This window comes from uncultured Anaerofustis sp., from assembly GCF_938029165.1.
Lineage (GTDB): Bacteria > Bacillota > Clostridia > Eubacteriales > Anaerofustaceae > Anaerofustis.
Window position 1 is genome coordinate 92,931 of record NZ_CALHFB010000050.1, and the last position, 23,799, is coordinate 116,729.

At 34.3% G+C, this 23,799-nt stretch carries 26 protein-coding genes and 1 riboswitch; of the genes, 3 read left to right on the forward strand and 23 right to left on the reverse strand.

Going from position 1 to position 23,799, the window contains the following annotated elements; translation table 11 throughout:
- Positions 1-3: 3 nt before the first annotated feature.
- From dapA to Q0516_RS09515, 4 genes are all read right to left on the reverse strand, one after another.
- The gene (gene dapA, locus Q0516_RS09500) at positions 4-885 is read right to left on the reverse strand and encodes a 4-hydroxy-tetrahydrodipicolinate synthase (protein WP_294465219.1); all 882 of its coding nucleotides are present in this window, start codon (positions 883-885) and stop codon (positions 4-6) included.
- A gap of 1 nt (position 886) precedes the next feature.
- A complete protein-coding gene (locus Q0516_RS09505; RefSeq protein WP_294465222.1) occupies positions 887-1,897 on the reverse strand; it encodes an aspartate-semialdehyde dehydrogenase in 1,011 nt (336 codons plus the stop codon).
- A gap of 83 nt (positions 1,898-1,980) precedes the next feature.
- A riboswitch (Lysine riboswitch) is annotated at positions 1,981-2,154 on the reverse strand.
- 265 nt (positions 2,155-2,419) lie between these two features.
- Positions 2,420-3,136 (reverse strand): MBL fold metallo-hydrolase, encoded by a 717-nt coding sequence (locus Q0516_RS09510; RefSeq protein ID WP_294465225.1) that lies wholly within the window; start codon positions 3,134-3,136, stop codon positions 2,420-2,422.
- 28 nt (positions 3,137-3,164) lie between these two features.
- On the reverse strand, positions 3,165-3,509 hold the full coding sequence (locus Q0516_RS09515; protein ID WP_294465226.1) for a TIGR04076 family protein: 345 nt from the start codon (positions 3,507-3,509) through the stop codon (positions 3,165-3,167).
- Between the two features lie 166 nt (positions 3,510-3,675).
- On the opposite strand from Q0516_RS09515, the gene minD reads away from it, so the two are divergent.
- Positions 3,676-4,467, forward strand: coding sequence for a septum site-determining protein MinD (gene minD, locus Q0516_RS09520; RefSeq protein ID WP_257480549.1), 792 nt, complete (start codon positions 3,676-3,678; stop codon positions 4,465-4,467).
- An 8-nt stretch (positions 4,468-4,475) separates the two neighbouring features.
- A complete protein-coding gene (locus tag Q0516_RS09525) occupies positions 4,476-4,739 on the forward strand; it encodes a cell division topological specificity factor MinE (protein ID WP_257480548.1) in 264 nt (87 codons plus the stop codon).
- Positions 4,740-4,803: 64 nt separating this feature from the next.
- Here Q0516_RS09525 and Q0516_RS09530 read toward each other — a convergent pair whose 3' ends face one another.
- Positions 4,804-5,103 (reverse strand): FxLYD domain-containing protein, encoded by a 300-nt coding sequence (locus Q0516_RS09530; protein WP_294465232.1) that lies wholly within the window; start codon positions 5,101-5,103, stop codon positions 4,804-4,806.
- A gap of 109 nt (positions 5,104-5,212) precedes the next feature.
- Here Q0516_RS09530 and Q0516_RS09535 point away from each other — a divergent pair, with 109 nt between their 5' ends.
- A complete protein-coding gene (locus Q0516_RS09535) occupies positions 5,213-5,434 on the forward strand; it encodes a helix-turn-helix transcriptional regulator (protein WP_257480546.1) in 222 nt (73 codons plus the stop codon).
- A 39-nt stretch (positions 5,435-5,473) separates the two neighbouring features.
- Here Q0516_RS09535 and Q0516_RS09540 read toward each other — a convergent pair whose 3' ends face one another.
- The 18 genes from Q0516_RS09540 to purM all read right to left on the reverse strand — a co-directional run bounded on the left by Q0516_RS09540 (position 5,474) and on the right by purM (position 23,798).
- Positions 5,474-5,824 carry a hypothetical protein gene (locus Q0516_RS09540; protein WP_294465237.1) on the reverse strand — a complete coding sequence of 117 codons (351 nt, stop codon included), beginning with the start codon at positions 5,822-5,824 and terminating at the stop codon, positions 5,474-5,476.
- Positions 5,825-5,897: 73 nt separating this feature from the next.
- The gene (locus Q0516_RS09545; RefSeq protein WP_294465240.1) at positions 5,898-6,758 is read right to left on the reverse strand and encodes a hypothetical protein; all 861 of its coding nucleotides are present in this window, start codon (positions 6,756-6,758) and stop codon (positions 5,898-5,900) included.
- On the reverse strand, positions 6,751-7,344 hold the full coding sequence (locus Q0516_RS09550) for an RNA polymerase sigma factor (RefSeq protein WP_257480543.1): 594 nt from the start codon (positions 7,342-7,344) through the stop codon (positions 6,751-6,753). The genes Q0516_RS09545 and Q0516_RS09550 overlap by 8 nt, the downstream gene beginning before the upstream one ends.
- Before the next feature lie 142 nt (positions 7,345-7,486).
- Entirely contained in the window at positions 7,487-8,332 is an 846-nt protein-coding gene (locus tag Q0516_RS09555; protein ID WP_294465245.1) for a histidinol-phosphatase, read from the reverse strand.
- A 9-nt stretch (positions 8,333-8,341) separates the two neighbouring features.
- Complete coding sequence (gene holA, locus Q0516_RS09560; RefSeq protein ID WP_294465247.1) at positions 8,342-9,352, reverse strand: DNA polymerase III subunit delta; 1,011 nt, start codon at positions 9,350-9,352, stop codon at positions 8,342-8,344.
- Between the two features lie 42 nt (positions 9,353-9,394).
- Positions 9,395-10,891 carry a ComEC/Rec2 family competence protein gene (locus Q0516_RS09565; protein WP_294465250.1) on the reverse strand — a complete coding sequence of 499 codons (1,497 nt, stop codon included), beginning with the start codon at positions 10,889-10,891 and terminating at the stop codon, positions 9,395-9,397.
- A 160-nt stretch (positions 10,892-11,051) separates the two neighbouring features.
- Positions 11,052-12,203, reverse strand: a complete 1,152-nt coding sequence (locus Q0516_RS09570) for a M20 family metallopeptidase (RefSeq protein WP_294465253.1) — start codon at positions 12,201-12,203, stop codon at positions 11,052-11,054.
- A 33-nt stretch (positions 12,204-12,236) separates the two neighbouring features.
- A complete protein-coding gene (locus Q0516_RS09575) occupies positions 12,237-12,710 on the reverse strand; it encodes a hypothetical protein (RefSeq protein WP_257480538.1) in 474 nt (157 codons plus the stop codon).
- Positions 12,711-12,779: 69 nt separating this feature from the next.
- The gene (gene mnmA, locus Q0516_RS09580) at positions 12,780-13,865 is read right to left on the reverse strand and encodes a tRNA 2-thiouridine(34) synthase MnmA (RefSeq protein WP_294465257.1); all 1,086 of its coding nucleotides are present in this window, start codon (positions 13,863-13,865) and stop codon (positions 12,780-12,782) included.
- A 13-nt stretch (positions 13,866-13,878) separates the two neighbouring features.
- On the reverse strand, positions 13,879-16,329 hold the full coding sequence (locus Q0516_RS09585; protein ID WP_294465262.1) for an ATP-binding protein: 2,451 nt from the start codon (positions 16,327-16,329) through the stop codon (positions 13,879-13,881).
- Positions 16,330-17,406, reverse strand: coding sequence for a DNA repair exonuclease (locus Q0516_RS09590; protein ID WP_257480535.1), 1,077 nt, complete (start codon positions 17,404-17,406; stop codon positions 16,330-16,332).
- A gap of 10 nt (positions 17,407-17,416) precedes the next feature.
- Complete coding sequence (locus Q0516_RS09595) at positions 17,417-18,208, reverse strand: hypothetical protein (protein WP_257480534.1); 792 nt, start codon at positions 18,206-18,208, stop codon at positions 17,417-17,419.
- An 18-nt stretch (positions 18,209-18,226) separates the two neighbouring features.
- Positions 18,227-18,409, reverse strand: a complete 183-nt coding sequence (locus Q0516_RS09600; protein ID WP_257480533.1) for a DUF3006 domain-containing protein — start codon at positions 18,407-18,409, stop codon at positions 18,227-18,229.
- Positions 18,410-18,412: 3 nt separating this feature from the next.
- On the reverse strand, positions 18,413-19,309 hold the full coding sequence (locus Q0516_RS09605) for a ComEC/Rec2 family competence protein (protein ID WP_294465270.1): 897 nt from the start codon (positions 19,307-19,309) through the stop codon (positions 18,413-18,415).
- A 12-nt stretch (positions 19,310-19,321) separates the two neighbouring features.
- Positions 19,322-20,572 carry a phosphoribosylamine--glycine ligase gene (gene purD, locus Q0516_RS09610; RefSeq protein ID WP_007049909.1) on the reverse strand — a complete coding sequence of 417 codons (1,251 nt, stop codon included), beginning with the start codon at positions 20,570-20,572 and terminating at the stop codon, positions 19,322-19,324.
- A 14-nt stretch (positions 20,573-20,586) separates the two neighbouring features.
- Positions 20,587-22,128 (reverse strand): bifunctional phosphoribosylaminoimidazolecarboxamide formyltransferase/IMP cyclohydrolase, encoded by a 1,542-nt coding sequence (purH, locus tag Q0516_RS09615; RefSeq protein WP_294465275.1) that lies wholly within the window; start codon positions 22,126-22,128, stop codon positions 20,587-20,589.
- Positions 22,129-22,155: 27 nt separating this feature from the next.
- Positions 22,156-22,776, reverse strand: a complete 621-nt coding sequence (purN, locus tag Q0516_RS09620) for a phosphoribosylglycinamide formyltransferase (RefSeq protein ID WP_294465278.1) — start codon at positions 22,774-22,776, stop codon at positions 22,156-22,158.
- Positions 22,767-23,798 carry a phosphoribosylformylglycinamidine cyclo-ligase gene (gene purM / locus Q0516_RS09625; protein WP_294465281.1) on the reverse strand — a complete coding sequence of 344 codons (1,032 nt, stop codon included), beginning with the start codon at positions 23,796-23,798 and terminating at the stop codon, positions 22,767-22,769. The genes purN and purM overlap by 10 nt, the downstream gene beginning before the upstream one ends.
- Between the last annotated feature and the right edge of the window lies 1 nt (position 23,799).

The window sequence follows — 23,799 nt, forward strand, 5'->3', positions numbered from 1 at the left end:
TCTTTAAATCAAAGAATATTCTTTTAAAGTCTTTTCTAGAAACTCTCTTTTATCTCCTGTCAGTTCAACAAGCGGAAGTCTCATATCACCTGTTTTAAGCCCCATTATTTTCATAGCTGTCTTAACGGGGATAGGATTACATTCACAGAACAGTGCATCGCACATAGGTAAAATATCAAGCTGTTTTTTAATTGCAGTCTTGATATCTCCGCTGAAAAATGCGTCTGTAAGCTCAACACAAGTTTTAGGGATTATATTTGAACAAGTTGAAATAACGCCGTCTCCGCCCAAAGAAAGTACAGGCATGATTTGGTCGTCATTTCCGGAGTAGAGTTCAACATCATCAGGGATATCTTTCATAATCCTTGCTACCTGAGATAAATCTCCGCTTGCTTCTTTAAAAGCTTTTACATTTTTTATCTTAGTAAGCTCTATTGCAAGAGAAGCGGAAATATTTTTCCCTGTCCTTGAAGGTACATTGTAAACGATAATAGGTACATCTATTCTGTCACTTATATATTCATAGCTTTTATAAATACCTTCATCGCTTGATTTATTGTAGTAAGGGTTATTTATTAAAACAGAATCCGCACCTCTTTTTGCGGCAAGTTCCGTAAGCTCCAGTACATGTTGTGTATTGTTTGTTCCCGTTCCTGCAATAAAAGGAACTCTTCCAGCTATGACTTCGTTACTTACTCTGAATATTTCATCTTTCTCTTTATCGGTAACAGTAGGAGATTCTCCTGTGGTACCGCATATAACGAGACCGTTTATCCCGCTTTCTATCTGGTCGTTGATAAGTGTTTCGAGAACATTTAAATCGACCTTATTATTTTCATCAAACGGCGTAACTAACGCCGTAGCAACACCTTTAAGAATTGACATATTAGTTTTCCTTTCCGAAGAAATTTTCTTTAATCAAATACTCGGCAATCTGTACAGTGTTTGAAGCCGCACCTTTTCTGATATTATCACCTACACACCATAGGTTCATACCGCTTTCCACAGAGAAGTCTCTTCTAATTCTGCCTACATATACTTCATCATTACCCGCAGCGTCCAAAACCGTAGGATATTCGGAAACAGAAATATCGTCTTTTACAATTACTCCGGGAGCATTTTTAAGAAGTTCTCTGGCTTCATCTACATCAAACGGTTTTTCAAATTCAAGGTTTATGCTTTCGCTGTGTCCTACAAATACTGGAACTCTTACCGTAGTAGCTGTAACTTTGATGTCATAATCTCCAAGTATCTTATGAGTTTCATTTACCATTTTAAGTTCTTCTTTTGTATATCCGTTATCGGTAAAATCATCTATATGAGGAAGACAGTTATATGCTATTTGTACAGGGTAAAATTCGTTTTTACCGCCTTTTACACCTTCTTCCAAATCCTTTATACCTTTGATACCTGAGCCTGCAACAGCCTGATATGTAGAATAGATTACTCTTTTAATTTTATATGCATCATGAAGAGGTTTTAAAACAACCATCGCCTGAATAGTAGAACAGTTAGGATTTGCTATGATACCTTTAGTCTTAAGCGCATCCTTCGGATTTACTTCGGGAACTACCAAAGGTACTTCCTCATCCATTCTCCACTGAGATGAATTATCTATAACCACAACATTGTTCTTTGCGGCTATTGGAGCAAATTTTTTACTCGTTCCTCCTCCTGCAGAAAAAAGTGCAAAATCTATATCTTTATCAAAAGAATGTTCATTCAATTCTTCGACTGTATATTCCTTACCTCTGAATTCAACTTTTTTACCGGCAGAGCGGCTTGACGCCATAGGGTAAAAATTATCTACGGCTATATTACTCTCCTCTAAAACTTCAATCATTTTTTGTCCTACAACACCGGTTGCACCCGCAATCGCTACATTGTATTTTCCCATATTATTCCTCCTAAGTGTATTTTTTATAGTGTTATAAAAAATAAAAGCCGACAAAGCGACTCTAATACACAAAAAAATTAGTATTTGTGAATAGCACTCCATCTAAGCGATGACAGTCTCAATGCTCTTAACATTAAGCCCGGAAATCTAAACGGTAAAATATAAACTTCCTCGGCAGATTTTCCTTTCAACCATTCTTACCTGCATTTACCTGCATCAAATGATTTACTGATAAAATCCGCGCCTCTATCTTAACACTACTTATTGATTTTTAATCTTTCTTTATTATAGAGGGAAAAGACTATTTATGCAAGTATTTTATAACACTTTTGCCATATTTAAAGTAATTTATATGGTTATCATTATATAATGATTTTTATAAGTCTTTTAAATGGTTTTTATGTGTTTGATTAAATGAATATATGAAGAAAAGTAAGGGGCGCGAAATCTGCTTTAGCAGGCGTAGTGCCCCGAAATAAAAAATACCAAGCAATAAAACACTTGATTTTTTTATGATACAAATTAAATTTTAACTTTTAACATCGGTACTGCAAGCAATATTTCCTCATCAGAACCTTTTTTTGCATCAAAAAGATATTCTTTTATGTCTATAAACGGTGCAAGGTGAGTGATCATTAACTTTTTAACATTCATGTCTACAGCTGTTTTTGCTGCCTCATAGGAACTCATATGAGTATTCCTATTTAATTTCTGACTGCTTATGAATGCACCGTCCAAAAGTGCGAAATCAACACCTTTTATAAATGTCTTTAAATTATCATTTACTATGCTATCCCCGCTGTAAACGAATGTTTTGTTATTATATTCAATCTTTGTCATAAAAGCAGATACGGGATGTTCGGTACTTAAAAATGATATCTTGATATCATCTAACTTCACTTCCATATTATCCTCTAATACTTTGACATCAAAACATTCCTCATCTTTAAATCTGTCAAATTCACTGATTGGACTATTCGGAGCATAAAGAGGTATCTTTTTATCTATAAGTTTCAAATAATATCTAAGTATAAACAAATCATTTATATGGTCTGCATGAAGATGAGATAATATTACCATATCTATATCTTCCATCTTACATATTTTTTGAAGATTTATGAGAGAACCCGCTCCCATATCCATCAATATTTTTTTATCATTTACTTCCATTAAATACGAACTTGTAGGACCGTCACTGCCTGAAATGGGTCCGTAGCATCCGAGTGTATTTAGTTTCATATTCTATTCCTTTCTACGATAATCAAAATTAACGAACGGGAGTATAATTGATTTCAGCATCTTCTTTTGTTGCTTCAAGTTTAAATATCACAGGTCTGAGCCCGTCATTGCAGCTGCATATCGCGACCCCCGGTTTTCTTATCCAGTCTCCGTAATAAAACAGTTCATCTCCATAGTTATGAGCTAGAGCAAACACATACTGATAAATCGCCTTCCAAGCTTCATCACAAAATCCTTCAGGTTTCGCATAATCAGCATAAAAAACCTGACCTTCTCTCATCATAGGACATTTATCAAGCCCCTCTGCCCCATACTCTTTCGCAAGTTCTTCATCTAAAGTCGTCTTAAGTACCGTTATTTTAACTTTTTTCATTATGTACACTTCCTTCAAAATACTCTTATAATTTTAAATATATTCTAACATAAATAAAATTAATTTCAAATTTTATGTTAGTTAACAAATAAAGACAAAAAATTTTACATTATCTTGCTATTATTTACTAAAAACAGTGAAAAGAGAAAAGAGGAAGAAAGCGAAAATGGGAAAGACTTTAGTAGTTACATCGGGTAAAGGCGGCGTCGGTAAGACAACCTCTACCGCTAATATAGGAGTGGCACTCAGCAAATTAGGAAAAAAGACAGTTGTTATCGACGCTGATATAGGGCTTAGAAATTTAGATGTAGTATTAGGGCTTGAGAATAGGATCGTTTATACGATAGTCGATATTGTCGAAAAGAGATGCAGACTAAAGCAAGCTTTGATAAGAGACAAACGATACGACGGTTTATATCTGCTCCCAGCCTCTCAGACCAAAGATAAAAGTGCGGTGCGCCCATCGCAGATGAAAAAAGTTTGCAAAGAACTCGAAAATACTTTTGATTACATAATAGTCGATTCTCCTGCGGGAATAGAACAGGGATTTCAAAACGCCATTGCAGGAGCGGAAGAAGCTATAGTCGTTACTACTCCGGAAGTTTCGGCGGTAAGGGATGCAGACAGGATTATATCTTTACTGGATGTAAATGAAATCGAAAATACAAAACTTATCATAAACAGAGCCAAAGAAGATATGATGAAAAAAGGTCAGATGATGGATACAAACGATATACTGGATATTTTGGGTATAGAGCTTATAGGTATAGTTCCCGATGAAAAAGAAATAGTTATATCTTCCAACAGAGGCGAACCGGTGGCTGGAAAAAATGACCTTATAACCGGACAGGCTTACATGGATATAGCAAGAAGGATAACGGGAGAAGAGATACCTATAACGGAAATAGTAAAGAAAGAAAATCTTGTCAGAAGACTCGTTCACAGTCTTGGATTTTAGGAGGAGATATGTTTGATTTTTTAAAAGATAAAACAGATGAAACCAAAAGCAAAGATGTCGCAAAAGAAAGACTTCAAAACATACTTATGAAAGAAAGGACCAATATTTCAAACGATAAGCTGGAAATGGTAAAAAAAGATGTATTGTCGGTGGTTAACGAATATTTTGAAGTAAATGAAATGAGAAGTAAGACTTATCTTACAAAGATGAAAATCGGAAAAGAGAAAAAAGAAGAAAACGTCCTCATTTCTCTTATGGTAATAAAAGAATAATAAAAAGTCCTATAAACTATATTATAGGACTTTTTTATGTTTAAATTAAAATAAACGGCTTATACTAATTGTAATATATTTCTTTTAATTTATAAGTGTATATCATTTCAATATTTTTTGAACATACTGCACTAAACCCGCACTTATTACCGGAAATAAGATTTGTTATTACATCTATGGCTGAATCGATATAATTTCCTTTTTCGTCATAGCAATCAAAAGTAATTTGAACGTAACCGAAATTTTGATTACTTTTATTATATAAAGTTCCTTTTATATAAAAGCAGCTATTATCGTGATTTTTATATGAAGTCGTCTTTTCTAAAATTTCAATATCCGAGTTTTTATTTTCTTTACAAATCACCGATTTTTACCCCTTACATATTTTTAATAATCATTATACACCACATAAGATGTATAGTCAATTATTAAAACATACCTTGATTATAATAATTTCTATTGGAGGGGTGTATATGGAAAAATATGCAGAAATCCTAAGAGAGCTGAGGGAAGATAACTTCCTTAAGCAAGGCGAAGTAGCGGCTATTATAAAGACGACTCAGCAAGTATATTCAAGATACGAACTTGGCATAAATGAACTGCCTCTTAGGCATCTTATAACTCTTGCTGACTTTTATAATGTTTCGGCAGATTATATTCTGGGAAGAACTAAAAACAAAAAAATAAACAAATAAAAGCTCACATACTTGTGGGCTTTTATTTGTATTATTCTATTAATGATGATGTCCGCCACTGTTATGTGATTTATTGTTATGATAATTACCTAAACCATGATTATTATTTACATATGCTTTATGATTTTCGCTTCTTTTTTTATGTTTGTACACATGATTTTTTCCATCACAATTTTTATTTATACAATTCGACTTATCACAAACTTTTGTATGATTGATACTCTTATGTTCATCGTTTTTTAAACACTCTTCATTAGTACAATTTACGGTTTTTACTTTTTGTGAAACGGAAACACTCGCAGCATTTGTCACAGAATAATTACTGAACAAAAATACTCCGAATACAAAACACAACGATACTCCCCAAATAATTAAATTTTTCTTTTTCATATATAAATCTCCTTTTTATTGTTATATTAATATAACTAATCACATAGAGTATTTATTGCATAAAATTTTATTTTTAATGATGATTTTTTTCTCTTTCTTTTTTATGTTCCTTTTTCTTCTCGTGTCCTTTGTCATGTATTTCTTTTTTTGTATTGGAGTGTCCGCATGCCTTTATGACATCTTCCTTATTACTTGCATGCAAATGATTTTTTTCATCGTTATTGCTAAGCTCATAATATATGCTTACAAGTTTTCTTACGGAATACAATTTAAGCTCTTCTTCATTTAATGAAGGATTTAAGCTGATAATTTCTTCAATTAGATTATATTTACCCAATGAGCATCCCTTTATATCAATATTCTTATGACTGCTGTCATCATAATATTGTTTTAATACAACGGAGGAAACATTAAATGCCGATAAATAATCTTTTATATAACTGTCCAAATCATCTAATATTTTTTTTGATAAGTCTTTATTCTTATCGTTTGTTGAAAGCATCAGTAAATCATATCCTTCTATCAAGTAACCTTCTTTTAACATATTGTCAAGTATTCTTTTTATTACAAAATCAATATCTCTATTTTTATAATCTATTCCATCAACTACTTCGTAAGCACCCTTATTATAAGCTTTTATATCTATTACTTTATTTTTCTTATTTGTCACTATTTCCAAACTTGGATTAACATCGATATCTATAGAATTATAAGGCATAAGGTTTTGAGAATACCAAAATGCAAAAATCATAAGGCAACATGTAACGGCACTGATTGCGGGAGCAAAAAACTTCTTAAAATCACATTTCTTCTTATCAGACGTTATTTCATCATCTTCTTCCATTTTTATGATAGCCTCTTCGTAAAGTTTGTCCGGCTCCGGTAAAGGAGCTTGATATATGGCATTCTTTAGTTTTTCTTCATATTTATTCATATCTTACTCCTTTCTTTTCAAGTTTATTTTTAAGTTTTTTCAGTCCCCTGTTATACTTTGACAAAACCGTTGACAGCGGCAGTTTTAAATCCTCCGCTATTTCTTTATGCTTAAGACCAGAAACCGCATGAAGCAGGATTATACTTCTTTCTTCCTCCGTCAGCTCTTTGAGTACGGTAATAAGCACCATTCTATCCTCTGCGTCCGTCACATAAGAAAAGCTCAAATCATTCTCTATATCGGTATTATCACGATATAAATTTCTTTTGTTTTGGGTTATTTTAGTCTTTGCAAGGTTCCTCGCAATAGTGAATACCCAAGCCATGGGTTTATTCATGGGTTTATAAAGATGTGCCGCCGATCTTATTTTTATATATGTATCATGAAGTACGTCCATAGTATCTTCATGATTTTTCAAAAATGATAGTATATAAGCATATAAAACTTTATCGGTCGCATAATAAAGCTTTTCAAAAGCTTCTTTGGAACTCATACCTATTTCGATTATCGTATTATCGTCTATAGGTATTTCCTTATTAGTATTTACGCTATCTTCCCCTCCAAAGATTTCAGCAAAAAGTAACATAATTTATCCTCATTTTATATTTTTACAAAGTATAACAATATTTTTCTATAAAATCAATTTGGCTTCAAAACTTTCACTAATATAACAATTAAAAAGATAATTTTATTGCATAAAAATAAAAAAGGATATAAAAATATATCCTTTAAATATCAAATGAGATAAATCCCTTTTCCTTATTGGAATAAGTATATAGCTTATTTATACCCGCTGCCTTTAATCTGTTGACACCGAGATCATACAAAACATCAAGCATTTCTATATTATGAGCGTCGCTTGACATGGTGAATTTGATACCTTTATCCTTTGCCATTTTTATTATTACATCAGAGGGATAAAGACTTCTAACACCATGTTTATAACCTCCACCGGTATTAAGCTCCAGCACGCTGCCTATTTCCTTTATTTTATCAAGCACATCCGAAACCAAATCCTTATACCAACATGCGGTTTCGTCAAAGAAAATCCCGTCTATGTTGTTTTTCTTTATCAAATCTATATGTCCCGCAACCTCCGGTTTCAGTTCAGCCAAGTTATTATAATAATTTTCAAAATAATCCGTCACAAATTTTCTTGCGTCATTATCGTAACTTCTTTCCAAAGACTTCCTGAATTTAGAACAAAGTTCATCCACAGGCTCCATTATCTCGCCCGGATATGTAACATGTACGGAACCTACTATATAATCAAGTCTCGGTCTTATATTACTTAAGTCGCTTACAAGATACCCCTTATTTGCATATCTTTCGCTTTCTATACCCGCGAACAGCTCTATTTTATCTTTATATTTATCTCTAAGCTCATGAACTTTATCGACATATTCGTCGTATTTATCCGGTTTTAAAGAGTGGTCTTCATATTTATAAGTGCAAACATGGTCCGTTATACCAAAGTGAGTAAATCCTCTCTTAATTGCAGCCAATACCATTTCTTCCATATCGGTTTTCCCGTCGCTCAAAGTCGTGTGATTATGCAGTGATACTTTATACATTGTTACCTCCTACCTGTTTGAAATTTTTTCTATTAGTATTATTCCCGCTTCCCTGTTCCTCATTTCGCCTATCTTGATTTTATAATCCAAATCAAGACATAAATTCAAGGCTTCATGTATCTCCTTATCGGAATATTTCTTTGCGGAAATATTCGCCATTTTAACCGCATAAGGATGCAGAGAATAATCATTTACTATATCTTTTTCACTCTTTTTCTTTTTCATGTATTCCTTGCACAAATACATATTTTCGAGATTTCTTATTACAACAGCCAATATCTGCATGAAATTTACATTGTTGTATTCCAAATTACTGAGAAGTCTAAAAGCGTAGTCGGTATTTTTATCCCTGAGAGCATCGGTAAGCTTGAATATCTCGTCCTTTATATTGACACTTATTATTTTCTTTACGTCTTCTAAATCGATTTCTCTTTTTCCTAAACTGGAAAGCTTATCTATTTCACTTACGAAGTATCCAAGGTCGACCTCACTGCCGTCAAGCAAATATCCGCTGGCTTCTATAAAATAGCCTATTGCGTCTTTTGATAAAATGAGATTTTTGTTTTTTACCTTATTCCTTATCCAGTTTTCAAGCTTAAATTCCTTGAACTTTTCAAAATCAACGATATCCCCCTCTTTTTTTATTGTTTTAAAAAGAGCCGTCCTTTTATCAAAGTTACCCTCCGACCAAATGATAATTACTGTTGAAGGAGGTATATCTTTGATGATTTCGTTAAGCTTCTTGCTGAAATCTTTATTTTTTGCGTATTCGCTTTTTATAAGTATAAGCCTATGTTCATCGAGCATAGGCAGAGTTTCCATAAGCTCAGATATTTTATTTATATCAAGTTTTTTACCGTCGAATACAGAGTAATTGAAATCTTCATAGTCCTTTAATATAAGAGCACTTTTGAGGCTGTCCAGCATCATCTTCGCAATGTAATTTTCCCCTACGTTGAATAGATATATATTTTTAAAATTCTTCTTCTTTATATTATCGTTTAATTTAATGTAATCCATAGCCGTCTCCCATATGGACATTGTATCATAAAAATATAATAATTAAAATTTACTTTTTTTCTTTTTTGGAATAGTTATATATCCCGCGAGTATAAGAAGCAAAATATAATATAAAAATAAAATAATAATATTCAAATGCCCGACCTTTACCGAAGCAAAGGGTATGGAAGCCAGCAATTTAATCACTCTTCTGATAAAGGTCAATATCAAATCCAAAAGATTTAACACTATATATCCAAACACATATCTTCCGGAAATACCGCCAACCAGTCCCATTACGATAATGGGAGCAATAAAAGGAACTATTATTAAATTGCATAATATACTTATCACAGACATGGCACCGAAAGTATTTATGATTATCGGAAGAGTAAATAAATACGCAGAAGTACTTATACAAAACAGCTCAATAAAATATTTAACGATATTATTATCTTCATTGAATACATCGAGAAGTTTATTTCTCATCACCGGAGATAAAAGAAATATTCCCATGACAGCTGCGAATGAAAGCTGAAAGCTTACATGGAAAATACTCAGCGGATTTATTAAAAGAAGTATAGAGGCAATTATAAAAGTATGGTTGAAGGGATCGTTGTCTTCTTCGTGTTTCATGGATAAAACTTCATTAAACAGACATAACATCATGGCTCTGGTAGAAGAAAAGGACATCCCCGCAAGCATTACATACACAAATAAAATCGGAGCAATGATAAATACTCTGTAGCGTTTCTTTATATCAAACATCGAAAGAAAATAAATTATCACGGCATAAATAAGACCGACATGAAGTCCGGAGACCGCAAGTACATGGCTGAGACCGGTTATCTTAAAATTTGCATAAGTTTCATCATCTACATTCTTTTCGGAGAAAAGCATTCCCATTAGGAGATTGACGTTATCTTCGCTTTTCATATTTCTTTCCAAGTTACTTCTGTATCTGTCCCTTAAAACAAATGCCTTATCCAAATAAAAGGGAAAGTGGTCTTCCCTTACAAAATCGATATTTTTATAGTTTACATTCATGTAGTTATACACATTCAAAGTTCTGAGAAATAAATTATAATTGAAACCTTTAAGGGCAATGGGATGTTTTACTTTTCCGTAAAATCTGTAATAGCTTCCGACTTTGTATTTTCCGTTGTCATTATAAATAACTATTTGCAGTTTATCGTTTGAAGTGTGTATCTTCCCATTCAACTCATACTTTACGTCTTTTACATAAATCCAAGTAGTCTTTTCCTTATAAGAAGGTGCGCTCACTACCTGAGCGGTTATGCTTATATTATCATCGGTGAATTTATCCACTTCGCTTATATAATCAAGCCTGTAAGAAGTATGATAGAAAGTAAAAGTACTGAGAAGGATACAAATAATAAAGATTATCCTAAGAGAAATATCCCTAAATAAAATGAACAGCAAAACAAATGAAATCAAGAGTAACGAAAAGAATATGATATTTTCCGCATTAAAATAAGACATTAAAAGTCCATATAAAATATATAGAAATATTATTAAAGCAGGTCTTTTGATATTCATATCTATTTTCCGTATTTCGACATTTTTCTTATTTCTTAAATTCTAGCATATAAAAATCAGCTTTTAATACTACTAATCGGAATGATATGAGAGGATAGTTATCCACAGTTAATCCACAAAAAAAGCTCCCCGTAAGGAAGCTTATTTTTTATTAAAATAACTATTTAATTGCACCTAAAGTCTTTAATATATTGATATCGCCCATTACTCCATATAAAAGACTTTCTTCATCAAAGTTAAAGCATGCGTTATGAAGAGGATGAACATATCCCTTATCTTCTTCTCTTATACCAAGCTCATAGAAAAAGCAAGGTACTTCTTCAGAGTAGAAAGAAAAATCTTCCGCACTCAATATTGCATCACCGAGGATATAATCATTACCGAAAGCGGGAACCACTTTTTCATATAATTCTTTATCATTATAAGTTATCCCGTAGAACGGTCTCCAGTCATAAGTTATCTTACAATCATAAGCTTCGCTTAAACCTTCTGCGAAGGTATGCATCCTTTTGTCGATTATCTTGTACGTATCTTTATCAAGGGTCCTTATGGTTCCTTCCATTTCGACATGTTCGGCGATTATATTTATCCTGTCGCCTCCGTCAATAGTACCTATGGTAACAAGCCCTTCTCTTATGGGATTTATGTTCCTGCTTACTATGCTTTGTATACCATTTATATACTGTGCGGCAATAACTATAGCATCGACGCCGTTATGAGGCGCCGCACCGTGAGAAGACTTCCCGTCTATGAAGACGGTAAATTCGGTTGAAGCCGCATAAAAACCGTAAGGCTTTGAAGAATATTTGCCTTTTGGAACATTGGGACTTAAATGAAGAGCAAATACATTCTTCACATTATATTTCTTAAGTACGCCTTCTTTAATAATGAGCTTCGCTCCTCCCGGTCCTTCCTCTGCGGGCTGGAATATAAGCAAAATATTATCTTTAAGTTTATCTTTATTCTCACTTAAATATTTCGCGAAGATTAGGAGTATAGACATATGACCGTCGTGACCGCAGGCATGCATCATATCAGGGTTAGTACTTTTAAAATCTATATCATTATTTTCTACTATACTGAGCCCGTCCATATCGGTCCTGAAAGCATATGTCGTTTCACTTCCCATATCAATATAACAAAGCACCCCCGTGCCCGCTGTCTCTTCGTATTCAAGCCCAAGGTCGGTAAGGTAGTCTTTTATATACCTGCTGGTCTTAAATTCCTTAAGCCCCTCTTCGGGAATCCTGTGAAGGTCTCTTCTTAATTTTTTTATTTCATCAAAATATTTTTCTTTTAAAGTATTAAACATTTTTGTCTCCTATTATAAGAAACACTACAAAAATTATTTTGTAGTGTTGTTATTGGTTTTATTGGCACTTCCGTCATCCCAAGGAAGAGCTTCGGAATATTCTCTGTAGACCGTATGTACTTCTCTGCCTTTAGAATCCGTATTATAAAGATGTAAAATGTTTGCTCCCGGATCATAATTAAAAGTATATTCTATTGTTTCACCATCTCCTGAAGCAGTAAACTTTCCGTCACTCGCCCCGCTTACGGTATATGTAGTAGTCTTAGGGGAACCTTTTTTAGATGTAACGGTAACAGTCATAGATGAATCATCAAGCACCATATCCGTCTTTGTATTCTTAACCGGTTTCTTTGCATGTGCATCTATATAGATACTGTCCTGTGTCCATTTATTTTTTGCATCGGAAAAGTCTTTGCTGTGTGCAGACGGTTCGGTACCGCAGCCGAACAAAGTCCCTAAAAATATAGTAATAATTAAAATGCTAAGTATTTGCTTCATTCTCTTCATAATTGATTACCTCTTTTCATTCAACATATATTTTACCATAAAGAAAATTAAATATATAGAAAAAATATGTTAAAATTTGATTAATTTATCTATTGTTCCCCCGCCGAGACATACATCTCCGTCATAAAAGACAGCTATTTGCCCCGGAGTCACACCGCTTTGCTCTTCATCGAAAATAACTCTTGCGGTGCTTTCGTCTATTACTTCCACCGTAACTTTTTTAAGCGGCTGAAGATGTCTGAACCTCATTTCACATTTGAACTTATCGCTTGGATAATGACCTGAAATCATATTTACATCCGTAGCTATAAATCCGTTTTTATAAAGTTTCGGATTTTTATCTCCCTGAACTATATATAAAATATTTTTATCTAAGTCTTTATCTGCTACGTACCATCTTTCTCCGCTTCCGCATCCGCCGACTCCAAGACCTCTACGCTGTCCCAAAGTGTAATACATAAGACCAATATGTTCACCTTTTTTCTCTCCCGTATCCATATCTATCATATCTCCCGGCTGATTTGGAAGATAAGTTTGAAGGAACTGAGTGAAGTTTCTCTCACCGATAAAGCATATCCCCGTTGAGTCCTTTTTCTTGGCATTTCTGAAGCCTTCCCTTTCAGCGATTTCTCTTACTTCACCTTTTTCCACATCCGCAAGGGGGAAAATAACTCTTTCAAGCTGTTCTTCTTTAAGTAAAGACAGAAAATAAGTTTGGTCTTTATGCTGGTCTTTTGCTTTTAAAAGGCGAGTACCTTCTTTTGTATGCTCGACTTTCGCATAATGTCCAGTAGCTATATAATCCGCATTGAGTACATTTATGGCATAATCCAAGAAACATTTGAATTTGATTTCTTTATTGCATAAAACATCGGGGTTTGGAGTCCTTCCTTTTTTATATTCATCAAGGAAATAAGTAAATACATTATCCCAATATTCTTTTGTGAAGTTGACGGTGTAACAAGGAATATTGAGCTTCAGACATACGGCTCTCGCATCGTCGTAGTCTTCTTCAGCGGTACATTCTCCGTTTTCATCCGTCTCATCCCAGTTTTTCATGAATAAGCCTATGACGTCATACCCCTGCTTTTTTAATAGATAAGCACTTACGGTACTGTCTACTCCGCCGCTCATTCCTATGACAACTTTCTTCAATTAAATTCTCCTTTTATAAAACGATTTTATTATAATCTATCCCAAGTTCATTAAGAGCTCTCGCTTCTCTGGTATGACAGGTAAACATGATGATCTGCTTTTCACCGCATACGCTGTGAAGATATTCGAGGACTTCTTTAAGCCTGTAATCATCATACTGAACAAAACAATCATCCAAAATGATAGGCATTTTATTACTTGCTAAAAGATTATCTATGATACTAAATCTTAAAGCCAAATAAATCTGGTCTATAGTACCGTTGCTTAAACTTTCAGCGTCCACCATTTGACCGCTTTGTTCATCAAGAACCATTACATCCATGTTATCGTCTACTTTGACCGTAGAATATTTACCTTTGGTTATCTTGGTCATGATAGTACCCAAAGTCTCGTTGAGACTGGGTGCAACACTGGTATGGATTTCCTTGGAAATGTTATTTATTGTTGCTATTGCTGTTTCCAAAGCAAGCAGTTTATGTTCATACTCTTTGATTTTATTTTCATATTTATAAATATCTTCGTTTATTACACAAAGATTTTCGTTGAATGCATTGGATTCTTCCAATATACCGTTTATCCTTGAAAGCTCCGCAGACACTCCGGTGATTTCATCATTTAAATCATCTACACTGTTTGTAAGGAATGCACTGTCATTTGACTTTATGGTATCCAAAGTAGCCTGGTCTACTTCTTCCCCTGCAAATTTTTTCTCGAGCTCGGCTATATCGTTGCCGTCTATGATATTTAACAGAAGCTTATTGTTGCTTTCATATCTTTCAATGGATTTTTCATACTCTTCTCTCTTTTCGAGAGCATCTTTGAATTCTTCTATACTTGAAATATTATTATTTACAAGTATTTCATTCATCTTATAGATATTTTCGCTTATTTTCTCTTCTAAAATTTTAGTTGTACCTTCAAAATCTTCAAGGTCCATCTTATATTTTTCAAGCTTGCTTTGATTTACGGAAGCTTCTTTTGCAATGATACTCTTCTCCTCAAGTATCTCAATGAGTTTATATGGATCTTCTTCTTCATAATCCATTAAGAGTTTATTGATTTCAACTTCATTGAGTTCAATCATATTTTGAGTCCTGATAAGCGAAGTATCATATTTATCATACTTCTTGCTTGTCTCTTTAAATACACTCATTATGACTAACTTCATTATCCCAAGAACTACGGTAGCACCCAGAGCAATATAGAAATAAAGCATCAGACTCTTTGAAATGGTAAAGCTGAACGCAAGCATGAATATCGTGATGACAGCACTTACTATACATACGATATTGATGACCTTATTTGTAGTGCTCTTGGAAGAATAATCTTTTTCAACGGAAACATCTTTCTTTTCCGATAATCTACCTTTAAGTCTTTCGATATTACCAAGTCTGTCTTTAAGGATATCTATGTCATTAACTATTTTGTTATAGTCTTTTCCCTTTGTTTCTTTATTTACCTCTTTTGCTTCGTCATCAAGGTCGGCAAGAGTATTATTGACATATTCTTGCTTGTTTTTTAAATCCTCAAGCTGTTCGTTCAAAGATTTGTTTTCCGTATAAAGGTTCAAAAAATCTGTATAAATATCGTTATTAATATCTTTATACTTCTTTAATTCTTCTATTTTTTCTCTTATCTGATTATTTTCATCTTCGACAGCTTTGTATTTGAAGAAAATATGCTTTTCTCTGTTCCTTGCTATATCATTTAAGTCTTTAACTAATTTTCTTTTTTTCTTTCTAAGTTCCTTGAGTTTTTCTTCCAAGGCTTTTACCTGAAGGTAATAATCCTTGTTTTCTTCCATTGCAATAACGGCTTTTTCTTTGGATTTTTTTAATTCTTCAAGTTTTATTACCGCACTGCCGTAGTTTGATTTAGACTGTTTTCTCGTTCCGATTTCTGCCTTTTGCTTTTCAAGATACGAGATAGCTTTATTTACGGAAATCTTATTATCATTGCCCTTTTCGTAATTTGCAAGAGTTTCGCTGATTTCCTTTTTGAAGTCTTTCTCGGTCTTATTACCAAGCTGTGCTATTGATATGGTATTATTGAATAAAACACTGTTTAGTCTTATAACAGGAGATATTATATGCTGCTTTGTCGAACCGTCATAAGGAAGCTTGTCCGTTAATTCTTCTCCGGTAATATTATCGAAGAGTTTAAAATCTTCATTCTTCTTATCGAAGTTTCTCTCTATCCTATACTCGCTTTTACCTATGGTAAATTCAAGGCTTCCTTTATATAAATCACTGTTCCATGGTTTATATCTTTTATACTCTTCACTGTATAGTTTATTTTTGCTGTAAGGCTTAAAGAAACCGAAAAACATACCTTGAATAAACTTATGTGTAGTAGATTTACCGGCTTCGTTATTACCGTAAACTATATTAAGTCCGTTTTTAAAATCGATTTCCTTATCCTGAAATTTACCGAAACTCTTTATACCTAATTTCTTTATCTTCATCTATTTAGCCCCCTCGTTAAGAAGTGCATCAAGACCCAGATACAATGCTTCCGTATCTATTTCGTCATCTTTGCCTTTTAATGCTTTTATATAATGACCGATGACATTATCCTTATTTTCCGCATAAATCTTAGCTATATTATAATCAACTGCGGTATTGTCTACTACTTCTATATAATAAAACTCTTCGTTTAACCTGGTTTTTATATCTTCCATTTTAACCAAGTCACTCAAAGTACCTTCAATGCTCACTCTAAATAAGAACTTGTCCAATCCTATCTTAGCCTCGGTTTTTATTAGGTTTATGACCTCTTCAAGGGACTCTATACCCGTTATATTTACACCGAAACTTACAAACTGCTTGATGTTACTTTTAATTAGCTTAACACCGGTTTTTTTATCTATTATTTCTCCGAATATATATCCGTGATATCCCGTTTCGGAAAAGTCCAAAGGCTCCAAACTGCCCGGATATACAGAATTATTCGATAATTTGACAGATTTATGTATATGACCCAAAGCACAGTAATCAAATCCCGAAGATGCAAGCTTATTCTTATTAACAGGAAGATAATCACTAGTCTTACTTATTGCATCACAGTGAAGGAGAAGTATATTGTTTTTACTGAAATCAAGTTCAGGTACTTCAAAAATATCTTCTTCATAATGTTTTTTTAGGAAACTAAGCCCGTAAACACAAGTATTTATTTCCTCAAACTCTATCTTATCCAATGTATCGCTATCGAATATAGTTACATTCTTCGGAAAAGAAAGTAATTTATAAAAAGATTTTTCATGGATATAATCGTGATTTCCCGCCGCTATTACTACTTTTACTTCGGGAATCATTTTAAATCCGTCTATTATCCTGTTTACATCGCTGGCTCTGACCAACTCATCTTCAAATAAATCACCTGCAATCAAAAGAATATCCGCTTCTCTTTTTTTGCAGGCTAATATCAATTTATTGAATGCTTTAAATAAATCTTCTCTTCTTTCTTTTGCGGTGTTTTTATCAAAAGAAGAAGATAGAAACGAAGAACCGAGATGTAAATCCGCTGTATGTATAAACTTCATAATCTACCTCCTATCCCTCATAGTTTTTATCAAATTCCATGCTTTCCAAATCTTCCAAAGCTTTTTTATATTTATAATCATCATCTTCCGTTATGGGTTTTCTAATGATTTTCTTATCGACTTTACTTAAAACGATTGACTCTAAAAGATAAGTGTAAAGCCAAGAGTTATCTTTATCACTGTTGATTAAATATGAAATTTCATTAGCAATACTGTTTAGCTTTGAAATCTCGCTTATTCTCTCTATAAGCTGTCCGCTTGCATTTTTATTTTGTTTTTTTACTTTTATTAAATTCTTTATGCAAATCAAAATATAAAGTTCATAACTGTTGTAAGTATCTTTATCTGAAATTACTCCCGTATCAACGGCTAAATCGAGTATACTTCCGTCACTGTCAAGCTTTTCCAATATATCGACTTTTGTATAAGTCTTATTATCATTAAGTTCGCTCTTTATTAGATCCGCTTCTTCTTTTTCGACTATACCCAATTTTTTGATGATTTCATTTATATCATAACTGTCTAAATCATCTTTTTTGATTTTAATAAGTAAATCGTCATTTTCTTTAAATATTTCATCTTTGATTTTGGCAATGCTTTTTCCTGATTTCTTACTTGATAAAATCCTTTTAAGTCTTATATAATGAAAGTCTGCATATAAAGCCTGATTGGGGCATTTATACTCCGGTTTTTGAAGGATACCTATATCGATATAGTGTTTTATCATCCTTCCCGTAATGCTGTATCCGTCGGCTTTGAGCCTGGAAATCAATTCTTTCATTTTCATGTAATATTCGCTCATAAATATCTCCTCATATGACTATTTGAATAGTTCATCAATATCAATATTTTTTGTGTGTTTTGTATCTATGTCAAGAGTCACTTCATCCCCTTCTTCTATACCTTTTTTAAAGATATTCTTAGGGAGCACTCCGATTTTCAAATCTTCAAATTCTATTACGACTTTATCGTTTTCAAATCTATCTATTATACCTTTTATCATAACTTACCTGCTAGTGTTTACTTCAATACTTCCATCATTGTTTATTGTAAATCCGATATTTCCGTTAAGATCCGTTCTGTAGACTTTAACATTATATTTATCCAGTCTGTTTAAAGCGGACTTAGACGGATGGTCATATTTATTGTCTTCTCCTACACCTATCATTGCATATTCAGGCTTAGAAGATGTCAATAATTCTTTGCTGGTTGCTTTATGACTTCCGTGATGAGCAACCTTTAAAATATCTATCTTACCTATCCTCGGAATCAATTTAAGCTCCGTTTCTTTAAATATATCTCCCGTAAACAAAACTTTCCTTCCGTTTGACTTTAACATGCATACCGCATCGGAATTATCAAGATCCTTTAAAGACATATCCTTTGTGGGAGACAGAAAGTTTATACTGCTTCCCTTACCGAGACTTATCTTGACACCGCTTTTAGCTTCTTTAAAGTAAAGATTTTTCTCTTTTACTTTATTTATCATCTTTTTAAATGTAGCGGTATTATGCGTCATTTTAGGCATATAAATATTTTCTACTTTAAAATTATCGAGTACACCTGTCATTCCCCCTATATGGTCGGAATGAGGGTGAGTCAAAATAACATAATCTATTTTCTTGATCCCTCTCTTTTTAAGATGAGAAACCAAAATATCTCTGTGTTCACTGTCTCCGGTATCTATTAGTATATTCCCAAAACCGGAATTAGAAATCAAATAGCTGTCGCCCTGACCTACATCTATATCTTCAACGAGGGTCGAACCGTCTTCTATTTCTGATATGTAATCATCCCCGCTTACAAAAGAATATAAATCCTGTAAATCAGAACTGCAGGCAGCAGTCATAAAAGTTAAAACTACTGCCAGCAATATTATCATTATTTTTTTAGTTTTAGTCATTAGTTACCTTTTTTATCTTGCAATATCGTTTCTGAAATAAGCTCCGTCATAAGAAATCTTATTTACTTCGTTATATACTTTTTCTCTCGCTTCATCCAAGGTTTCACCTACTGCACAAATGTTAAGGACTCTGCCTCCGTTTGTAACGATATCTTCGCCTTCTCTTTTCGTTCCTGCATGGAATACTATAACATCTTCGCTTACTTTATCAAGTCCGCTTATTACTTTTCCGTTTTCATAGCTTTCAGGATATCCTCCGGAAACCATAACCACACAGACAGAAGATTCATCAGACCATACGATATCGTCTTCTTCAAGGATACCGTCTGCGGTATTGAGCATGATATTCGCAAGGTCGCTTTCAAGTCTTAACATTACGACTTGTGTTTCCGGGTCGCCGAAACGAACATTGAATTCAAGGACTTTAGGTTCTCCGTTTTCAACCATAAGACCAATGAAAAGCACACCTTTATAGTCCAGTTCTTCGCTTTTAAATCCTTTTATGATAGGGTCTAAAATCTTTGTCCTGACTTTTGCATTTAGTTTATCGTCAAAAATCTTGTTTGGAGAATAGTTGCCCATACCACCGGTATTTAGACCTTCATCATTATCGTAGGCAGGCTTATAATCCCTTGCACTTTCCATAGGGATTATTTTATTGCCGTCAACGAAACAAAGTGTGGAAAGTTCGGTTCCCGTTAAAAATTCTTCGATAACGACACTGTTTCCGGAATCTCCGAATACTTTATCGACCATAATGTCTTTTAAAGCATTAACAGCCATTTCCCTGTTTTCGCAGATTATAACGCCTTTGCCGGCAGCTAACCCGTCAGCTTTGACAACCACAGGAAAACCGAAGTTTTCAAGGTTTTTCACACCTTCTTCATATGTGGTGACTTCCAAATATTTAGCTGTAGGTATTTTATATTTTTCCAAAAATCTCTTTGTAAGCCCTTTGCTTCCTTCAAAAGCCGCGCACTTCTTATTGGGACCGAAAACTTTAAGACCTTCTTTTTCAAATTCATCCACAATACCCATGACCAATGGAAGTTCGGGACCTATTACGGTAAGACCTATTTCATTTGTCTTGGCAAACTCTTTAAGAGAGTCTATGTCGTCAACTTTGATATCTACGCATTCCGCGATATTCGCTATCCCCGCATTACCGGGTGCACAGAATACCTCCGTGACCAATGGACTTTGCTTTAATTTGTAAACTAATGCGTGTTCCCTGCCACCGGAACCAACTACTAAAACTTTCATTTCAATTTCTCCTTTTATGAATGTTTAAAATGTCTAACTCCTGTAAATACCATGGCAATACCATATTCATTACAAGCTTTTATAGAATCTTCATCTCTTATCGAACCGCCGGGCTGAATTATAGCGGTTATTCCTGCTTCATAAGCAGCTTTTACACAGTCGTCAAATGGGAAGAATGCATCGGATGCAAGGACCGCTCCCTTTACGCTTTCTCCGCCTTGTTTAACGGCATTTTCAAGTGCCCATATCCTGCTTACCTGACCGGGACCGTTGGCAACGAGTATCTTATCTTTTGCTATTGAAATAGCATTAGACTTCGTATGCTTAACTGCTTTCCATGAGAAAATCAAATCCTGCATTTCTTTATTCGTAGGCTGTCTTTTAGTAACCACTTTTAATTCATCGCTTAAAAGCTTGGTATCTCTTGCCTGCATAAGAAGCCCGCCCATAACTTTCTTAATATCTTTGCCTTCCTGATTGTGTTTTATATCATCAAGCTGCAATATTCTTATATTTTTCTTCTTTGTAAGTATCTTTAAGGCTTCATCTGTATAGCTTGGAGCAACGACTACTTCAATAAAAATATTGCTGATTTGAAGAGCTGTTTCTTCGTCTATTTCTTCATTTGAAGCGATTATACCACCAAATATGGACTGAGGATCCGCTTCATAACATTTTTTAAATGCAACTGCGATAGAAGCATCTGAAGCTATCCCGCAAGGATTTGCGTGTTTTACCGCTACTATGGTCGGTTCATCGCTGTATTCCTTTAATATTTCAAGTGCACCGTTGGTGTCGTTGATGTTATTATAAGAAAGCTCTTTACCGTGAAGCTGTTTTGAAAGAGGAAGAGAACCTTTCATAGGACGTACTTCTTTATAAAAAACGGCGTCCTGATGAGGATTTTCTCCGTATCTCAAGTCCTGAGCTTTATCATAGCAAAGGGTAAGAGTTTCGGGATAAGAATCATCTCCCACCTGTTCTCTCAAATAACTTGCTATTAATGTATCATAATAACTTGTCGACATAAATACTTTTTTAGCTAAATTTAGTTTTGTATCGTAAGAAACTTCGCCTTTTTCTCTAAGTTCACCTAAAACGACATCGTAATCACTCGGGTCTATCACAACAGCAACATCTTGGAAATTTTTAGCGGCAGCTCTAAGCATCGTAGGTCCGCCGATATCTATATTTTCTATCGCTTCTTCAAAAGTACAGCCTTCTCTTAAAATTGTATTCTTGAAAGGATATAAGTTTACAATTATCATATCTATAGGTTCGATAGATAAATCAAATAAATGCTGCATATGTTCTTCGTTATCTCTTTTTGCGAGAAGACCTGCCATAACCCCGGGATGAAGAGTCTTTACTCTTCCGTTCAAACATTCGGGGAAACCCGTAACATCTTCAACGGAAATAACTTTTATGCCTTCTTCTTCCAGAGTTTTTTTCGTTCCGCCCGTAGAAATTATTTCTACTCCCATTTCTTCGAGTTCTCTTGCTACATCTACTATGCCCGTCTTATCAGAAACGCTTATAAGTGCTCTTTTAATCATTGGTATATCTCCTTAATAAAATCTGATTTATTCTTTAATATATACTATCCTGCCTTTTACCACAAGCTTATCCAAACAGAATAAACTTACCGCCTTAGGCAAAATCATGTGTTCAACTTCCAAAACTCTCTTTTGTAATATTTCGGGAGTATCTTCGGTAAATACAGGGACGGTGCCCTGGATTATTATGGGTCCGGTATCTGCTCCTTCATCGGCAAAATGAACGGTAGCTCCGGTTATCTTTGCACCGTAGTTAAGTACAGCTTCGTGTACCTTTATCCCGTAATACCCCTTACCGCAGAAAGAAGGTATCAAAGAAGGGTGTACATTGATTATCTTATTTTTAAATGTTTTGGCAAATGAAGGAGGAAGGATTTTCATAAATCCTGCAAGAACTATTAAGTCGATATTTCTTTTTAACAGTTCCTCTTTTATTTTATCCGCAAATTCTTCTCTAGTTGGATAGCTTTTATTATTTATAACCAAAGTATCGATATCTGCATTTTTGGCTCTTGTTAGTCCGTACGCGTCATCTTCATCGGAAATCACAACATCTATGATCCCGTCTTTTTTATGTACTTTATCTATTACGGCTTGAAGATTACTTCCGCCTCCGCTTATCAAAACAGCGATTTTCTTTAAAGACATAATTCGATCTTCTCCTCGCCTTTGGTCACTTCTCCGAATACAACCGGTTTTTCACCTAAACTTTCAAGTTCTTTAACAGTTTTATCGACATCTTCGTCATCAACTACTACCGCAAACCCGATACCCATATTGAAAGTGGAGAACATTTCTTTTCTGTCGATTTCGCCTTCTTTTGATATCAAATCAAATATAGGAAGTACATCTACTTTTTTGGTATCTATTTTAGCACAAAGACCCTCTGGGATGACACGAGGGATATTTTCGACAAATCCACCGCCTGTGATATGACACATACCTTTGATATCTACTTTATCAAGCAAAGGAAGTATACTCTTTACATAAATCTTTGTAGGAGTCAAAAGTGCTTTTCCTATGGTAGTGCCGAGACTTTCAACGTAAGTATCCACTTCATAGCCTTTTATATCAAAGAAGAGCTTTCTTAATAGCGAATATCCGTTGCTGTGAGGACCGCTGGAAGGAAGTCCGATGATTTTATCACCGGCTTTTATATTTTTGCCCGAGATAAATTTATCCTTGTCCACAACACCTACGCAAAAACCCGCAAGGTCATAATCTTCTTCTTTATACATTCCCGGCATTTCCGCGGTTTCACCACCTACCAATGCGCATTCACCCTGTTTGCAGCCTTCGCTTACACCTTTGACTATAGCTTCGATTTTTTCGGGGAAGTTTTTCCCGCAGGCTATATAATCAAGGAAGAATAAAGGTCTTGCACCGTGACATAAAATATCGTTGACACACATTGCCACAAGGTCGATACCCACAGTATCGTGAATATCCTGCTTATGAGCAAGCACGAGTTTTGTACCTACACCGTCGGTACCGCTTATAAGTACCGGTTTTTTATATCCTTCGGGAAGCTCAACCGCTCCTCCGAAGCTTCCAAGACCGGTAAGTACATATTCACTGAACGTTTCCTTAACGTGTTTTTTTATAAGTTCAACACTTTCATAACCGGCTTCTTTATCCACACCGCTGTTTTTATATGTTAATTTTTCCACT

What these genes read in the sequence shown, in the direction of transcription:
- Q0516_RS09545 (WP_294465240.1), bottom strand. Translation starts at nt 6,758, where the DNA reads ATGAATAAATATGAAGAAAAACTAAAGAATGCCATATATCAAGCTCCT.
- dapA (WP_294465219.1), bottom strand. Translation starts at nt 885, where the DNA reads ATGTCAATTCTTAAAGGTGTTGCTACGGCGTTAGTTACGCCGTTTGAT.
- Q0516_RS09565 (WP_294465250.1), bottom strand. Translation starts at nt 10,891, where the DNA reads ATGAATATCAAAAGACCTGCTTTAATAATATTTCTATATATTTTATAT.
- Q0516_RS09540 (WP_294465237.1), bottom strand. Translation starts at nt 5,824, where the DNA reads ATGAAAAAGAAAAATTTAATTATTTGGGGAGTATCGTTGTGTTTTGTA.
- Q0516_RS09570 (WP_294465253.1), bottom strand. Translation starts at nt 12,203, where the DNA reads ATGTTTAATACTTTAAAAGAAAAATATTTTGATGAAATAAAAAAATTA.
- Q0516_RS09590 (WP_257480535.1), bottom strand. Translation starts at nt 17,406, where the DNA reads ATGAAGTTTATACATACAGCGGATTTACATCTCGGTTCTTCGTTTCTA.
- holA (WP_294465247.1), bottom strand. Translation starts at nt 9,352, where the DNA reads ATGGATTACATTAAATTAAACGATAATATAAAGAAGAAGAATTTTAAA.
- Q0516_RS09510 (WP_294465225.1), bottom strand. Translation starts at nt 3,136, where the DNA reads ATGAAACTAAATACACTCGGATGCTACGGACCCATTTCAGGCAGTGAC.
- purN (WP_294465278.1), bottom strand. Translation starts at nt 22,776, where the DNA reads ATGTCTTTAAAGAAAATCGCTGTTTTGATAAGCGGAGGCGGAAGTAAT.
- purD (WP_007049909.1), bottom strand. Translation starts at nt 20,572, where the DNA reads ATGAAAGTTTTAGTAGTTGGTTCCGGTGGCAGGGAACACGCATTAGTT.
- Q0516_RS09595 (WP_257480534.1), bottom strand. Translation starts at nt 18,208, where the DNA reads ATGAGCGAATATTACATGAAAATGAAAGAATTGATTTCCAGGCTCAAA.
- Q0516_RS09605 (WP_294465270.1), bottom strand. Translation starts at nt 19,309, where the DNA reads ATGACTAAAACTAAAAAAATAATGATAATATTGCTGGCAGTAGTTTTA.
- Q0516_RS09550 (WP_257480543.1), bottom strand. Translation starts at nt 7,344, where the DNA reads ATGTTACTTTTTGCTGAAATCTTTGGAGGGGAAGATAGCGTAAATACT.
- Q0516_RS09515 (WP_294465226.1), bottom strand. Translation starts at nt 3,509, where the DNA reads ATGAAAAAAGTTAAAATAACGGTACTTAAGACGACTTTAGATGAAGAA.
- Q0516_RS09585 (WP_294465262.1), bottom strand. Translation starts at nt 16,329, where the DNA reads ATGAAGATAAAGAAATTAGGTATAAAGAGTTTCGGTAAATTTCAGGAT.
- Q0516_RS09600 (WP_257480533.1), bottom strand. Translation starts at nt 18,409, where the DNA reads ATGATAAAAGGTATAATAGATAGATTTGAAAACGATAAAGTCGTAATA.
- Q0516_RS09505 (WP_294465222.1), bottom strand. Translation starts at nt 1,897, where the DNA reads ATGGGAAAATACAATGTAGCGATTGCGGGTGCAACCGGTGTTGTAGGA.
- Q0516_RS09575 (WP_257480538.1), bottom strand. Translation starts at nt 12,710, where the DNA reads ATGAAGAGAATGAAGCAAATACTTAGCATTTTAATTATTACTATATTT.
- Q0516_RS09555 (WP_294465245.1), bottom strand. Translation starts at nt 8,332, where the DNA reads ATGTATAAAGTATCACTGCATAATCACACGACTTTGAGCGACGGGAAA.
- minD (WP_257480549.1), top strand. Translation starts at nt 3,676, where the DNA reads ATGGGAAAGACTTTAGTAGTTACATCGGGTAAAGGCGGCGTCGGTAAG.
- purH (WP_294465275.1), bottom strand. Translation starts at nt 22,128, where the DNA reads ATGATTAAAAGAGCACTTATAAGCGTTTCTGATAAGACGGGCATAGTA.
- Q0516_RS09535 (WP_257480546.1), top strand. Translation starts at nt 5,213, where the DNA reads ATGGAAAAATATGCAGAAATCCTAAGAGAGCTGAGGGAAGATAACTTC.
- Q0516_RS09525 (WP_257480548.1), top strand. Translation starts at nt 4,476, where the DNA reads ATGTTTGATTTTTTAAAAGATAAAACAGATGAAACCAAAAGCAAAGAT.